We start from the raw sequence: 14,397 nt of genomic DNA, 5'->3' as shown, positions 1-14,397 counted from the left end.
ACCTTATCTATTGCAACACAATTTATTAACACAAAGACCGGAAACCCCGATCAACAATCGACCTACTATCTCGGTTGACTTAACAAACCCCAATCAACTAACGTATGAAATATAATCCGCTTGGAAATACCGGTGTATTAGTCTCCGAAATCTGCCTGGGCACCATGACCTTTGGTGGCAACGGCTACTGGAAAGCTATGGGCGAACTGCAGCAGAATGCCGTCAACGACATTGTTAAAGCGTCAATAGATAATGGAATCAACTTCATTGATACGGCCAATGTCTATTCATTTGGCGAGTCAGAACGATTGCTGGGTCAGTCACTGAAATCGCTCGGTTTATCGCGGGATGAGCTTGTGATTGCTACCAAAGTGCGTGGGCGAATGGGCGAAGGTAAAAATCAGGTTGGTTTAGGTCGTCTGCAAATCATGCAGCAGATAGAAGGTAGTCTGAAACGCCTTCAGATGGACCACGTTGACTTGTATCAAATTCATGGATTTGACCCCATAACACCTCTGGAAGAAACCATGCGGGGTTTAGAAGATGTGGTGAGAAGTGGCAAAGTTCGCTACATTGGCTGCTCAAATCTGGCAGCCTGGCAGGTCATGAAGGCAAATGGTATTGCTGAGAAAAACGGCTGGACAAAGTTTGTATCCACTCAGAATTACTATTCCATTGCTGGGCGCGACCTCGAAAACGAAATCGTGCCCATGGTGCAGGATCAGCAGATGGGTATTTTGCCCTGGAGCCCATTGGCAGGCGGATTTTTATCTGGAAAATACACCCGCGATAACAAACCCGACGGCGATTCCCGCCGACTTGCCTTTGATTTTCCGCCCGTTAATCAGGAACGTGCTTACGACATTATCGAAGTCATGCAGACCATTGCCGAAGCACATGGGGTTTCGGTAGCTCGAATCGCACTAGCCTGGGTATTGGCTAAACCGGGGGTAACAAGTGTAATTATCGGCGCTAAAAATACCGACCAGCTGGCCGATAATATAAAGGCTGTTGAAGTAAGCCTGACGACCGAGCAACTCGACCGGCTCGATGAAGTAAGTGCTAACACGAAACCCTATCCGCAGTGGATGATTCAGCGCCAGAGCAGTGACCGACTGGGGGCCTATAATTTCTCACCCAATCAATCGACGGTAGCGAAGTAATGCGACTGGAAAGCTGCTTATAACTAAAGTGCGGCTTTCCAGTCGCATTACTGTTTGCAAATCCGGTCTCATCTGCCGTATTTTGTGCGTATAAATTAAGACCCCCTGAAAATGAATTTTCCCGCAGAACTGAGTTATACGGAGGATCACGAATGGATTCGGATCGAAGATGATGGTACAGCAGTAGTTGGTATTACTGAATTCGCGCAGAATGAGTTGGGCGATATTATTTTCATTGATGTCAATACGGTAGGTCAATCACTCGGAAAGGGGGAAGTTTTTGGTGCAGTTGAGGCTGTTAAAACGGTATCAGACTTGTTTTTACCCATCGAAGGTGAAGTACTTGAGCTGAATCCAGCCATTGAGAAAAGCCCTGAATTATTAAATAGCGATCCGTATGGCGAAGGTTGGATTATTCGTCTGAAACCTGCCGATGCGGGAGCAAAGGATGGGTTATTAACCGCTGATGCCTACCGGGAATTGGTAGGTGCCTGATTCACTGAATAAACTAGTAGAAGGCTCCGTAAGGGGCCTTTTTTTAGATAATTACTTCACTCGCAGCCCTCTTATCAAAAACGCAGAGGGAAATTTTCTATGCAATTTCTAATCCGTTCTGCCCGTGTTGTTGATACTGCATCGCCCCTGGATGGGCAGGTGGTTGATATTCTGGTTGAAAACGGCCTGATTCGTCAGCTTGGCCAAAACTTGTCTGTTGGTTCTGACTACAGGATCATTGAGTCGGACAATCTGCATGTGTCACCGGGTTGGGTCGATATGCGTGTATTGGCACAAGATCCTGGCTACGAGCATAAAGAAGACCTGACCAGCGTATGCAGGGCGGCAGCCGCCGGTGGTTTTACCGATATTGCCGTGTTGCCCAACACGCAGCCGGTAATAGACGATAAGGGAACGCTGGGGTACGTCCGACGAATGGCCGAAGGGCAACCTGTGAACGTTCATGTGATTGCGGCTGTAACAAAAAAAGCGGCTGGCGATGACTTTACGGAAATGCTGGACCTGCATCATGCCGGAGCCGTTGCGTTTTCTGATGGGACACACCCACTCCAGAATCCTGATCTGCTGCTCAAAACACTCCAATATCTGCAACCGATTAACGGCTTGCTCATGAATCGGCCCGAAGAGCAGCTACTGACTCGATTTGGCCAAATGCATGAAGGGATTCAAAGTACATTGCTTGGCCTCAAGGGAATGCCCGCTTTAGCGGAAGAGCTACTTGTTGAGCGCGATTTACGATTGCTGGACTACGTGCTCGGTGCCCTGAGTATGGAGCAGGGTGAAACAACAGCTTCAAATTCGCTGGGCGCTGGGGCCCGTGCTCCGAGCCCCCTGCACCCAGTATTACACTTCTCCACCCTATCTACTGCCCGGTCGGTTGAACTGATTCGGCAGGCGAAAGCACAGGGGATGCCTGTAAGTTGCGATGTGGCGGTTCACCAGTTAGTGTTTGATGACTCGGCCTTATCGGGTTTCGATACGAATTTAAAAGTAAACCCACCCTTTCGATCATCAACGGATGTGGCTGCCCTTTGGGCAGGCTTAGCTGATGGGACGATTGACACAATTGTATCTGATCATTCACCCCAGGATGCCGAGAGTAAAAATCTGGAATTCGACCAGGCTGAATTTGGTATCATTGGGCTGGAAACGGTCTTTTCGGCCCTTGTAACGCACAATCAGGGCTTACCGCTGTCGCAACTCATCGCGAAACTCACGAGTAGCCCCCGAGCCATTCTGCGACTACCGGACGTGACTATTGCCGAAGGACAGTCGGCCAGTCTGACGCTTTTTGACCCAACTGCTACCTGGCGCTATGAGCGTACGTTGTCAAAATCCAAGAACTCCCCGTTTCTGGGGCAATCATTCACGGGCCGCGTAGTCGGAACCGTACATCATGGCCAATTTAAGCCAACCACATGAAAAGTATTCTGAATTATTTTGGGCATCCGTTGTTGAAAATTCCGCTCCTGGCCGGATTGCTGACGGGTGTTTTGTGCTTTCTGTATTTTCTGGCTTTGTATGCCATTGGTATCCCCGCTCTGGGTAATATTCGGGTACTGGATTACGGCATTCATATCATTGTTATGGTGGCCACAGTCTGGTATTATCGAAAATATATTGGTCATGGTCGACTGCATTTGTGGGAAGGCCTGACCATTGGGTATGTTCTGAATACGGTTGCGGCTTTAGTAACGGGCTGGCTCATTTATCTGTTTGTGACTCAAATTGATCCGGGTGTATTTACGGAATATATCGTTAACTCGAAGAAGCTATTACTGGATGGTAAGAAACAGCTTACAGACCAGTTTGGTCCTGAAACCTTTGCCGAGCAATGGGATAAAACGATCAAAATGACGCCGTCAGTCCTGCTTCCCGACGAACTGACGAAAAAAACAGCCTTAGCCGTGCTGCCTGTGCTTATTATTTCGCTTATTTTCCGAAAACAGGACTACAGCGTTTTACAGTAACGCACTATACTCATTTCCTCACGATCATGAATAACCAGACTTCTACCGCCCGTGTTGCCCTAAAATGGGGGCTTATAACTGGCATTACCTTGGTTCTCTACTCAACCATTCTGTATACACTCGATCAGGCAACTAACCGTGGGCTTAGTCTCGTTATTTATGGTATTCTGATTGTTGGTCTGATCCTGGGCATGCGCGAATACCGATCTGCCAATGAAGGGTATATGAGTTTTGGAGATGGTATGAGCCTGGGCACCCTGTTATCTGCCATTGCCGGGTTCCTATCGTCCTTGTTCACGATCTTTTATACGAACATTATTGATCCTGGCTTTCAGGAACGCTTAACCGAGCAGGTTCGTGAACAGATGGAAGAGCAAGGAAACATGTCTGATGAGCAGGTTGATCAGGCAGTTGACATGATGCAAAAATTTCAAAGCCCAGGGATAACATTTGCCGTTGGTATCTTCATGACCATTCTGATAGGTGTTATTTTCTCACTGGTTATAGCCGCTTTCATACGCAAAAACAAAACCAATCCGTTTGAATAGGGTAATTGGTGAAGTCGTGGAGTTCGTGAAGTAAGTGGAGTTTGTTAATCATCAACTTCATCTATTACACTCACGTTACAACTTCACTCATTTCACTAACTCCACCAACTCCCACTTCACTGCTGACAAAAAAGTGCTGGCCATTTTTCGTAAAGAAATCAATCAATTCTTCTCATCGCCCATTGCTTATATAATCATGGGCGTGTTTCTGACAGCCGTTGGGTTGTTGCTGTGGGTGTTTCCTGATACAAGCCTGCTCGAAAATGGGTATGACGATATGGGTATGTTTTTCAATCTGACACCCTATCTACTGTTATTTCTGGTACCTGCCATTACAATGCGTTCCATAGCCGATGAAGTGCGTTCGGGTACACTTGAATGGCTACTCACCAAACCTGTTAGTGGATGGGGTATTGTAGGTGGAAAATTCCTGGCGAGCTGGTTGCTTGTGGTTATCACGCTCCTGCCTACTTTAGTCTATTATTATTCCCTCTATCAACTCGGTTCACCAGTTGGCAATATCGACTCCGCCGGCGTATTTGGCTCATACCTTGGACTGGTGTTGCTGGCCGGTGTATTTGTCGCTATTGGCCTATGGGCATCATCATTTAATGATAACCAGGTAGTGGCCTTTGTACTGGGTGCGTTTTTCTGCTTTCTACTGTATGTTGGTCTCGGTGCTCTGGCAGGTTTATCATTGCTCGGCGGGTTATCGTACTACCTGTCATTGTTTGCGCTGGATGAACAGTATAGGGCGCTGGGCAGAGGAGTGATTGATAGTCGGAATGTTATTTATTTGCTTAGCTTACTTGTTTTGTTTCTCTTTTTGACGACCAATCGGCTAAAATCAACCTTATGAGAATTTCCTCAACTGTATTTCGATGGCTGGCTATTGTCTGGACCATCATCATGCTACTAGGCTGTCTTACTCCTCATGCTGATTTGCCGGGTGAATTGGTGACGTTTAATGATAAATTTATGCACGTCGTCATATTTGCCCCTTTTGCTCTATTATGGATATTAGCAGGTTTTCGGATGAGCTATGTGCTGGTTGCTGGAGTCTTGTTCGGGGGGCTTATTGAAGTATTACAGTACGTATTGCCCATCAACCGGAGTGCCGATTGGATTGATTTATTAGCCGATGCAGCGGGTACTGTTGTAGGGGTGTTTATGGCATGGGCCGTTCATAAAACGTACAAAACTATAGATTCGTAGTGTTACGTTTATAACACTACGAATCTGAAAGTCCTCTATTTTAAAGCCGTAGCCCGTTGTATACTGTTGCACTTGGCACCAATTACCTTATAAGCCTGAGAGTAGCCTAATTCACCCGCCCGGCTCATGTCAATGCAGGCATTAGACTCATCCCCTGAATCATAGCGAATAATACCACGCAGATAGTAGGCTTCCGCATGACGTGGATTCAATTTGATGGTACTGTTGCAATCAATCAGAGATCCTTTCTGATCGCCAAGCGATGAGCGAACCATTCCCCGTATGAAATAGGCTTCAGCGTTGGTAGGATTTAGCTCAACTGCTCGATTAAGGTCCTGTAGAGCCGATTTCCCTTCCCCATTCGAGTTTTTAAGAATACCCCGCACTAAATAGGCATCCGAGCGATCATCAGCTAATTCCGTTACCCGATAGCGATCCTGAACGATAGAACCAAAAAGTGACAACGTACTGGCCGTAATGAAGTCGCTGTAGTACGCTTTATTCTGATTGCTAACGGTCCCCATTTCAATAGACTTATCAATATCGGCAATAGCCTGTTTGGCACCGCCTATGCGACTTTTACAGAACCCCCGGCTAAATAGCGCTTTATAGTGGGTAGGATTTAACTGTACCGTTTTATCAAAATCAGCCACGGCGTTCTCAAACTCACCCAGTCGGGTTTTTACCAAACCACGATGATAATAAAGCTCGGCTTCGTCTTTACTGAGTTCGATGGCTCGGTTAAAGTCGGCCATTGCACCTTTGTAATCTTCCAGTTTAAAACGAGCATAACCACGCCCGGCTAATGCCTGCGTTTTGTTAGGGGCCTTTTCAAGCGTAAGCGCAAAGTCAGCTAAAGCACCCTTATAGTCGTTCAATTGCATTTTGCAATTGCCACGAGCGGTTAGAATATTAACATCCGTCGGGGATAAGGTAGCTGCTTTATTGAAGTCGGCGAGTGCGCTGTTAATATAGTTGATCTGTAATCGGCACAACCCTCGCTGGTAGTACAATAAGGCATCGGTGGGGTTGAGTTCAATGGCCCGGTTAAAATCCTGCATAGCTCCCCGGAAGTCTTCCTGCCGAGTGCGATTTAAGCCACGGTAAAGATACGCATTGGCATCGCCAGGGTTAAGTTCAAGAGATTGGTCAAGATCAAGGTTAGCACCCTGAATGTCATTTAAACTAATTTTTGCTAAAGCACGATTGTAGTAACTCGGTGCATTTTCAGGGTTAAGAATAATAGCTGTGGAAAAGGCCTGTAAAGCACCGGGATAATCTTTCGCATTGCTCTTCTGAATACCTTCGTTAAAGTAGTCGGCAGCTGTTTGCTGGGCGGAGGATAGCCGGGTTATTAAACAAAAAACAAGAATTAGGACAGTTACGGACAATTTTTGCATGATTATGAATGGATTAGGTTAGCAAGGGACTATTCGGGGGAAAATATAATTATTATTTGTAGCTAAATTGTGTTGTAGGGTGAAAATGTTGTTATCTATTATGATTTTAGATTAATCTACGGCCCTTTTAGCTGGCAGATTTGTTAGCTTTTAACAATACCTAAAGACGTGCTCAATTTTGAAAATAGGTGGTTAATTAACCGCTAAAAGCTGTAGAAAAGGAGTAGGGGAAAACGTCAATTTTACCACTCAAACTATTGGTTGTTATGCATATTGGATTCATTGGCTTAGGCAAAATGGGGTTTAACCTCGTCAGTAACTTAGTAAAGCATGGCCATACGGTTGTTGGTTATGATATTAACCCAACTCTGGTTGAAGGCGTTAAGAATGAAGGTGCCCAGGGCGCTAATACCTTGCCAGAACTTTATAATGCATTGCCGGAGAAGCGCGTACTATGGCTGATGATTCCGGCTGGACCGCTGATTGATACGGTTATTGAGCAACTACTGGTTGTTATGCAGCCGGGCGATGTTATTATTGATGGTGGTAACTCTCACTATAAGGATTCAATTCGACGGCATGATTATCTAAAACAAAAAGGCATTGGCTTCCTGGATTGTGGAACTAGTGGCGGCATTAGTGGCGCATTACACGGAGCCTGCACTATGGTAGGTGGCGATCCAGACGTTATTGAGCCACTCCATGGCGTGTTTCAGGCTATATCTGTGGAAGATGGTTATTTATACACGGGTCCGGCAGGTAGCGGACACTTTACCAAAATGGTCCATAATGGAATCGAATATGGGATGATGCAGTCTATTGCTGAGGGGTTTGAAGTATTGGAAAAAAGTCCGTTCCCGTTTGATTTTGAAGCTGTGGCCAAAATGTGGAGTCATGGCTCGGTCATTCGCGGCTGGCTAATGGAGTTAACTGAACATGCCTTTAGTAAAGACCCAAAATTAGACGCTATCAAAGGTCGAATGTTTTCTTCTGGCGAAGGGAAATGGACGCTTGAAACAGCTCTTGATCTGGGTGTGCCAACACCCGTAATGGCGCTGGCCTTGATGACTCGTTATCGTTCTTTACAGGATGATACGTTTACCGGGAAAGTAGTGGCAGCGCTACGAAATGAATTCGGTGGGCATGCCGTCGAGAAAAAATAAATTTTCTCCTAACGAGAAATATTTAAATCCAGTTCCGTTTTTTTTCGTTAGTATTACACAAAGGTTCGGGTCGTTTCAATTTCGCTATGAACGATAATTGAAACGACCCGTTTTTTGTTTAACTATCTCTTAACCACCGTACCTGTTGCATGAAGTTATTGAGCACTATTCAGGACCCTACCTTTACTGTAGGCAATTATAATCGACTGGATCGTTTTTTTCTCCAGTTTATTAAAGACGAACGCGACTTACCCTTTATTTATCTCACCATCCGCATTTGTCTGACGCTCATTCCACTCAGTGTACTCCTATTTATGCCTTTTTTGACAGGATGGGCTTGGTGGGCAGTGGCAGCGCTTCATTTTATCTTTAGTAATCTAGGCATTAAAGGCCCTTTTGGACTGATGTTGCACTGTACGAGCCATCGGCAGTTTTTTAAAACGGAGTATGACTGGATGAATAAGTTTCTGCCCTGGATACTGGCTCCGTTTTTTGGTCATACACCTGAAACATACTATAGTCACCATATTGGAATGCACCATCCTGAAAATAACCTCGAAGAGGATGATAGCAGCACGATGACGTATCAGCGAGATAGCTTTTGGAGTTTTATGGCTTATTTCGGCCGTTTTTTTGCAATTGGCGTGCGAAACCTGCTGAATTACCTTCGCCAGAAAAATCGCCCGAAATTGGCTACCCGTGCCTTAACCGGTGAGATTATATTCACCATTGTTTGTGTTGGTCTGTGCTTCATAAACTGGAAGGCTACGTTTTTGGTATTCATTTTCCCGCTCTTTATCTATCGGTTCATTGCTATGCTGGGCAACTGGACGCAACACTCATTCGTGGATTTCGAAGACCCAGGTAATGCTTATAAAAACAGTATTACCTGCATTAATGTGCGGTATAACAAAAAATGCTGGAATGATGGCTACCATATCAGTCATCATGTTCGACCTGCCATGCACTGGACCGAACACCCAACCTTTTTTCTGAAAACTAAAGATAAATATGCTCAAAATCAGGCTGTTGTTTTCGATGGGATAGATTTTGGTCAAGTTTTCTTCCTGCTGATGTTTAAGAAATACGATGTATTAGCTCGAAATATGGTTAATATCAACAATGCATTTGCTGATGATCAGGAAGCAATTGCCCTACTTCGAAAGCGTACGCAGCGAATTCCATTGAAGACTGTGGTTCCCGCCATGCCACAAGTGTCAGTTGTGGCTGCATAAGCATCCATTTTATAAACACAGAGGCACCGAGAATATAGAGTGATAAATAATACTCTGTGTTCTTGGTGCCTCTGTGTTAAGTTTAACTGCTTGCCGTACCTAACTATTCCCTCCGTCAATCTGCCTTTCAATAATCTGCTGGATGTCAACTGGTACATTGGACAGAAAGTCGTAGCCGGTTAGATTTTCGAGCTCATCAATACTGGTTAGGTAAGCACGCCAGGGTTTGTCGGCAGCCGTCTGATTATTAGGAATATTTACCGCAATCACCCGGGTGTTGGCTGTGATCTGAAATGTGTTGTCAGTACCGGAAGGTACTACCACCAGTATTTTCCATAAGGAGGCTGGAACGGTTAGTTTCCCATTGGCCAGCGTGGTTGCAAAACCATTCTGGCCAGTGCCACCAGTACCAGTTACTCCGGCAATAATATAGACATCGTTACCGTTCGACATTAGTTGTCGTTCATAGTCTTCTAAACTTTTCCAGACTTCCCGATTGTGCCTTGGCGCTTGTGGCACGATGTTGGATAGGAGGAAGGTGGCGGCATTATCCTCGGGCGTTATATCGCGGTCGTCGGATGGACAAAGGTGGCCCCGGTCGAAGCCGGTATTGGTATAATCTGACGGGCGGGCAGCGTACCAACCCGTTGGTAATGAAGGGTCTGGCCGGAACTCAGTTGTTCGTTTGGCATCGCCTTTCCAGGATGGGCTTAGGTGCCAGCTTACCCAGTTTGCAATGCTCCGGACACGACTATAGGACAGTATGTATTGCGGGCGACTGATGAGGTAATTGTTGGGATCACTGGCCGATGCTCCACTCGGATTGCCGAGAGCAAGGTTGTTGGCACGATTGAGAGGAGCCGTAACTGTAGGTGTTGCGGACACTGTTGGACGAACCGTCAGACAACCGTTCAGCAGGAGCCCCAGACTGACCGCTAAAATAATAGTTTTGAACGGATGATGAAGTTGGATTGATTTTGCTGACATTCTTACGGAACTTTACGATCAATCCATAAATGTAGTAATTCTCTACGTAGCTAATTCGTAAATCTGACTGGGGAATTTAACTGACCTAAAATAGACGAGTACCTGCTGTTATGGCTAAAAAAAAGCAACCATCTGGCTACGAGAATCCTCGCTCGGCAGCTCCCAAACCCACACCGAACACGACACCGGGAACCGTGCGGCCCAGCGCAACTCGCCCAGTTGATACTGCCCAGCGTGCCCCCGTGCGTCCAACTGTAATAAAACCTGCTGAAACGCCCGAACTCCCTATTGAGAGACGGCCTGTGGCGTGGTGGCCACCTGCTATTCTGGCGTTACTTGGGTTTGCTTTATACATAAACACATTTGGGCATCAATATGCGCTGGACGATATAGCTGCTGTTGGGCAGAACTTATTCGTAAAAAAAGGCCTTGCCGGTATTCCCGACTTACTGCGCACGGAATTTTGGCACTTTAGTAATATTTCGCTAGGCTATTATCGTCCGCTTTCGCTCATCACCTTTGCGATGGAGCAAGAATATTTTAAAGATAATCCTAACATCAGCCACATGATTAATGCGGGGCTGTATGGAGTAACCGGCTTAATTGTCGGTGTATTATTACAGAAATGGCTGACCAACCAAACGATCACCGCATTTTTGATCGGATTAGTTTTTATTGCCCATCCACTTCACACGGAGATTGTTGCCAACATTAAAGGCCGCGATGAAATTCTGAGTTTCCTGTTTATTTCGCTGATGCTGCTTTCCTACTGGAAGCATCTGGAATCCGATTCTCCGTTCTGGTTCAAAGGGCCTGTCAATGACTGGCCGTTAGGCGGCATACTGGGACTCTTTTCTGTTGTAGGAGGCTGGGTTATTGGCAGTAGCTTGATGGTGAATACCTTAGGCAGTACAGCGGGTGGTATACTAGGTGTACTGATTATGGGAGCTCTATCGGGAAGCTGGCTGGGTCTTGCCTGTGCATCGCTCTACTTTGCCTTTCTGTCGAAAGAATCATCCATTGTGAGTCTGGCCTTAATTCCAGCTATGCAATATTGGTTTGCCCGTCGGAATGTCTGGCAATCACTCATTAGTTTATGGCCATTCCTGATTGTTACAGCGCTGTTTTTCTACCAGAAGCAGAAAATGATTGGTACCCTTAGTGGTACTCCGCCTATTGACTGGGCTAACTACCCATACGCCATTGAGAAGACCCAGAAGTCGACCATGTTTAAATTTCTGGAATATTACCTGCGTTTGCTTATTTTACCGCACCCGTTGGTATACGACTATTCCTATAACGTTATCCCATCGGGCGGTAAGGGCGATATACTGACATGGGCTGGCTTTTTTACGTTCATAGGGTTGGTTTGGCTGGCCTGGAAAGGATTTATGAAACGTACCCTTTGGGGCTTTGGTATCGTCTGGTTTTTTGTAACTATGGCACCTGGTCTGGGCTTTATCTGGTTCCGGGGTGGTATTTTTGCCGAACGTTTCTCCTATGCGGCTGTTATGGGATTTGGCTTTATACTCGTCTGGGCTTTACAAAAACTACTCGTCCGCAACTCAGAAAGTTCGCCCAAACCGATACTGGTCCGCTATGCGCCGTTGTTAGGTCTGATGGCCGTCGTGGCTGGGTTATATTCCTTCAAAACTGTTGAGCGTAACCGTGACTGGGAAAATAACTTTGTCCTTTTCAATTCAGCACTTCCTTATGCGCCCAATAGCTGTCAGGTGCAACGTCATGTAGCCAATGAGTGGATTGAAAAAGGACTGAAAGATCGCGCCAAGGCCGATTCTATTGCCAACGCCACAAACGCTCTTAAGCCGAAGCCTACTGTGGAACAGATCAAGAAGGCTCAAACATTAATCGATACGAATATCGCGCATGCTAACAAGCATGGCCGCTGGGCACTCGATCACCTACAGGAATCAACCCGGATTTACCCCAGCTTTGGTGAAGCTTATTTTTCGATGGCCTATGTGTTCCAGAAAATTACGCCCAACGTCGACTCGGCTAAATACTATTATAAGCAGACGATTCGTGCTGCCAATGCCTATGCACCGGCCTATAACAACCTCGGCGTGATTTACCAGGGTGAGGGACAGACACAGAACAACCGGCAGAAACTTGAACTGGCATCCTACTACTATAACCGCTCAATGATAGTGAACCCGGCCTATGTAGATGGACAGAATAACCGGGCAAACTTACTTAAAGCCTTTGGCATCGATGTGAAAGTGTTGCCCGATTCGATTATCAATAAGTATTAGTTCACAACTTGTAGATTTTTCTAGAAAAGCCTGTTTTTTAAGAAAACAGGCTTTTTGCTTTGCATATATCTTAAAATCTGTAAAGAGAATAAAGGGCTATCGAACGCACCCGTAGAAAGATGCATGCATACAAAATGAAGGTGGCATACTTATTGGTATGTACCTTTTGTTGAAGTTTGTTAACTATTGGGTGCATGCTATCTATATACAGAGTACTTGTAAATTCATATATCCTGCTGATTGTCAGCCTGATTAGTATACTCAGAATTTGGGTAGGTGAGGCTAAAGCGCAGTCAGGCCGACTGAGTCCGCTTATCCCAACGCCCAGAGCAACGTTTAGCCCAACTCCGTCCATTCAAAAAGGATATTGGAATATTGACGTCGTTGGCGATTTCTATCTGCCTGCCAATAAATCCGTAACCTTCAATGGTGCTGGGCGGAATTTGCACGTTCAGCAGGATTGGGAAAAACTGTTCCGACGTGGCTTTACGGCGATCGAACGCACCCGAATGACTTTTGATGAGCAGCGAATTCCAATCTACAATGAGAAACCCCTTGGATGGAAAAGTCGCCTGAAACAAAGCCAGCGGGCAATGATTGTGGTTAGGAACCACTTTTATTATCCACCGACTAATGAATTCAATCTGCTGTGGACTAAAGATCGAAATTACGCTCCATACACCTACTTTGTTCGGCCTCCAGGGGATCTTACTAGCAAGAATAGCCTCAGAGCGGCAATGGATCAGTTGAGTGATGGCTGTAGGACATTTGGCGATTGTCCACCGACCGGGGAAATAAGTACCTATGGCCGTATTTTTTTAGACGTAGAAGATGATGGAATTCCTGTAACAACGAGCCAACAGGAGCAAGTTAATTTATTCGTGTTTATGGCGGCTTCCCTGCGTACTGTTTCCAGTGCCACCACCGAAATAGGCTCCATTGAACCAGTACCCCACAATAATTTTGGTTTTACACGCTATGCCGACTATTCGGCCGGACCCGATTGGCTGTGGGCTACCCCCGCCCAGCACACGCCTGCAAATCCAAGCTTATCTATTCTGTCTTCTCAGGATCGGGGTATGCCCGACAGCATAGTAGGGAAATCATTTTCCGATTACGTAGACTTTCAAATGCCTGGCGTGTATAACCGGTCACCTGCCTTCGATTATGCGGCCTCGCATACAGGTGAGCAGGAAACCCATTGGCTGGCCGGGGTATTAGGCGAGCAGGAAGTAAATAGCGCCCTATCGTCTAAAAAACGTATTGCCTGGCAGTGGATGTTCAATACCCAGAGCGGAGACCCTGGCGATAGCCCCAAAGCCGACCATGCCGCTCCACCTGCCGTTGCCGAAGGAACGGCTATATTCTATTGGTTTACCGGGGCCGATGGTGTGTTGTTTTGGGATGATATAGTCGATTTAACACCTAACCAGACTATCCTTCCTGATAATGATCCGGAGAAAGGCGTAGGTAATGACCGAAACTATGCCTGTTATGAACATTATTTACATGGCCTGTGGCGGCTTTTCTATCATCACCGGGATCTATTTAATGGGCGCGAAACCTACCTGAACCAACGAACCGAATGCTCTTTTGATAATGGACAAACCTGGCATCAATACAACGCGGGCGACCTTAAACGAAATAGTTTGCCATTTGCCCGAGCTATTGTAAATGGGGATCAGATTCTGATTGCTGCCCACAATCCTTATGCAACCCCCGATAAAAAAATAGCTATGCAGGTTCGATATACCGAAGGTGGTTACGAATTTATTACTGAAATTAATCTGACTGGCGATGAAATTTTTTTAGGGCGGGCTACGATGCCAAAAGTTAAACGAATTGCTGTGGCAGTATGCAATAATTGCCCTAAATAGAGAAAGAAGATCGCTGAGCAATCACTTCTTAAATTGATGAATAGCCCAGC

Annotated in this window: 13 protein-coding genes; 11 read left to right on the top strand and 2 right to left on the bottom strand. The window is 46.0% G+C overall.

The genetic code is table 11. The annotated features are described in order from the left end of the window. Nucleotides 1-104: 104 nt before the first annotated feature. From ACYVGO_RS05215 to ACYVGO_RS05185, 7 genes are all read left to right on the top strand, one after another. A complete protein-coding gene (locus tag ACYVGO_RS05215) occupies nt 105-1,163 on the top strand; it encodes an aldo/keto reductase (RefSeq protein WP_142775734.1) in 1,059 nt (352 codons plus the stop codon). 111 nt (nt 1,164-1,274) lie between these two features. After that, nucleotides 1,275-1,658: a glycine cleavage system protein GcvH gene (gene gcvH, locus ACYVGO_RS05210; RefSeq protein ID WP_142775733.1), complete on the top strand. Its 384-nt coding sequence runs from the start codon at nt 1,275-1,277 to the stop codon at nt 1,656-1,658. Nucleotides 1,659-1,757: 99 nt separating this feature from the next. After that, entirely contained in the window at nt 1,758-3,101 is a 1,344-nt protein-coding gene (locus tag ACYVGO_RS05205; RefSeq protein WP_460968072.1) for a dihydroorotase, read from the top strand. Beyond that, nucleotides 3,098-3,649 carry a DUF4199 domain-containing protein gene (locus ACYVGO_RS05200; RefSeq protein WP_460968070.1) on the top strand — a complete coding sequence of 184 codons (552 nt, stop codon included), beginning with the start codon at nt 3,098-3,100 and terminating at the stop codon, nt 3,647-3,649. The genes ACYVGO_RS05205 and ACYVGO_RS05200 overlap by 4 nt, the downstream gene beginning before the upstream one ends. 26 nt (nt 3,650-3,675) lie before the next feature. Beyond that, entirely contained in the window at nt 3,676-4,197 is a 522-nt protein-coding gene (locus ACYVGO_RS05195; protein ID WP_142775730.1) for a DUF4199 domain-containing protein, read from the top strand. A gap of 133 nt (nt 4,198-4,330) precedes the next feature. After that, on the top strand, nt 4,331-5,056 hold the full coding sequence (gene gldF / locus ACYVGO_RS05190; protein ID WP_460968068.1) for a gliding motility-associated ABC transporter permease subunit GldF: 726 nt from the start codon (nt 4,331-4,333) through the stop codon (nt 5,054-5,056). Then, nucleotides 5,053-5,412 carry a VanZ family protein gene (locus ACYVGO_RS05185; protein WP_460968066.1) on the top strand — a complete coding sequence of 120 codons (360 nt, stop codon included), beginning with the start codon at nt 5,053-5,055 and terminating at the stop codon, nt 5,410-5,412. The genes gldF and ACYVGO_RS05185 overlap by 4 nt, the downstream gene beginning before the upstream one ends. Before the next feature lie 35 nt (nt 5,413-5,447). Here ACYVGO_RS05185 and ACYVGO_RS05180 read toward each other — a convergent pair whose 3' ends face one another. Then, nucleotides 5,448-6,812, bottom strand: coding sequence for a tetratricopeptide repeat protein (locus ACYVGO_RS05180; protein ID WP_460968064.1), 1,365 nt, complete (start codon nt 6,810-6,812; stop codon nt 5,448-5,450). Nucleotides 6,813-7,078: 266 nt separating this feature from the next. On the opposite strand from ACYVGO_RS05180, the gene gnd reads away from it, so the two are divergent. Together gnd and ACYVGO_RS05170 are read left to right on the top strand one after the other, a co-directional pair. After that, nucleotides 7,079-7,975, top strand: a complete 897-nt coding sequence (gene gnd, locus ACYVGO_RS05175) for a phosphogluconate dehydrogenase (NAD(+)-dependent, decarboxylating) (protein ID WP_142775726.1) — start codon at nt 7,079-7,081, stop codon at nt 7,973-7,975. A gap of 149 nt (nt 7,976-8,124) precedes the next feature. Next, nucleotides 8,125-9,210, top strand: a complete 1,086-nt coding sequence (locus tag ACYVGO_RS05170) for a fatty acid desaturase family protein (protein WP_142775725.1) — start codon at nt 8,125-8,127, stop codon at nt 9,208-9,210. Nucleotides 9,211-9,309: 99 nt separating this feature from the next. Here the strand turns inward: ACYVGO_RS05170 and ACYVGO_RS05165 are convergent, their stop codons facing one another. After that, on the bottom strand, nt 9,310-10,197 hold the full coding sequence (locus tag ACYVGO_RS05165; protein ID WP_460968061.1) for a DNA/RNA non-specific endonuclease: 888 nt from the start codon (nt 10,195-10,197) through the stop codon (nt 9,310-9,312). Between the two features lie 110 nt (nt 10,198-10,307). On the opposite strand from ACYVGO_RS05165, the gene ACYVGO_RS05160 reads away from it, so the two are divergent. Both ACYVGO_RS05160 and ACYVGO_RS05155 read left to right on the top strand, forming a co-directional pair. Further along, entirely contained in the window at nt 10,308-12,470 is a 2,163-nt protein-coding gene (locus tag ACYVGO_RS05160; RefSeq protein ID WP_460968059.1) for a tetratricopeptide repeat protein, read from the top strand. Between the two features lie 194 nt (nt 12,471-12,664). After that, a complete protein-coding gene (locus tag ACYVGO_RS05155) occupies nt 12,665-14,347 on the top strand; it encodes a hypothetical protein (protein ID WP_460968057.1) in 1,683 nt (560 codons plus the stop codon). The last annotated feature ends 50 nt before the right edge of the window (nt 14,348-14,397 follow it).

The organism is Spirosoma migulaei (genome assembly GCF_054776855.1).
This window is presented reverse-complemented; position numbering and strand designations above follow the sequence as displayed.

Bases quoted from the DNA above. Each gene is read 5' to 3' on its own strand.
- ACYVGO_RS05195 (WP_142775730.1), top strand. From the start codon at position 3,676: ATGAATAACCAGACTTCTACCGCCCGTGTTGCCCTAAAATGGGGGCTT.
- gnd (WP_142775726.1), top strand. From the start codon at position 7,079: ATGCATATTGGATTCATTGGCTTAGGCAAAATGGGGTTTAACCTCGTC.
- ACYVGO_RS05205 (WP_460968072.1), top strand. From the start codon at position 1,758: ATGCAATTTCTAATCCGTTCTGCCCGTGTTGTTGATACTGCATCGCCC.
- ACYVGO_RS05165 (WP_460968061.1), bottom strand. From the start codon at position 10,197: ATGTCAGCAAAATCAATCCAACTTCATCATCCGTTCAAAACTATTATT.
- ACYVGO_RS05155 (WP_460968057.1), top strand. From the start codon at position 12,665: ATGCTATCTATATACAGAGTACTTGTAAATTCATATATCCTGCTGATT.
- gcvH (WP_142775733.1), top strand. From the start codon at position 1,275: ATGAATTTTCCCGCAGAACTGAGTTATACGGAGGATCACGAATGGATT.
- ACYVGO_RS05200 (WP_460968070.1), top strand. From the start codon at position 3,098: ATGAAAAGTATTCTGAATTATTTTGGGCATCCGTTGTTGAAAATTCCG.
- ACYVGO_RS05215 (WP_142775734.1), top strand. From the start codon at position 105: ATGAAATATAATCCGCTTGGAAATACCGGTGTATTAGTCTCCGAAATC.
- ACYVGO_RS05180 (WP_460968064.1), bottom strand. From the start codon at position 6,812: ATGCAAAAATTGTCCGTAACTGTCCTAATTCTTGTTTTTTGTTTAATA.
- ACYVGO_RS05185 (WP_460968066.1), top strand. From the start codon at position 5,053: ATGAGAATTTCCTCAACTGTATTTCGATGGCTGGCTATTGTCTGGACC.
- ACYVGO_RS05170 (WP_142775725.1), top strand. From the start codon at position 8,125: ATGAAGTTATTGAGCACTATTCAGGACCCTACCTTTACTGTAGGCAAT.
- ACYVGO_RS05160 (WP_460968059.1), top strand. From the start codon at position 10,308: ATGGCTAAAAAAAAGCAACCATCTGGCTACGAGAATCCTCGCTCGGCA.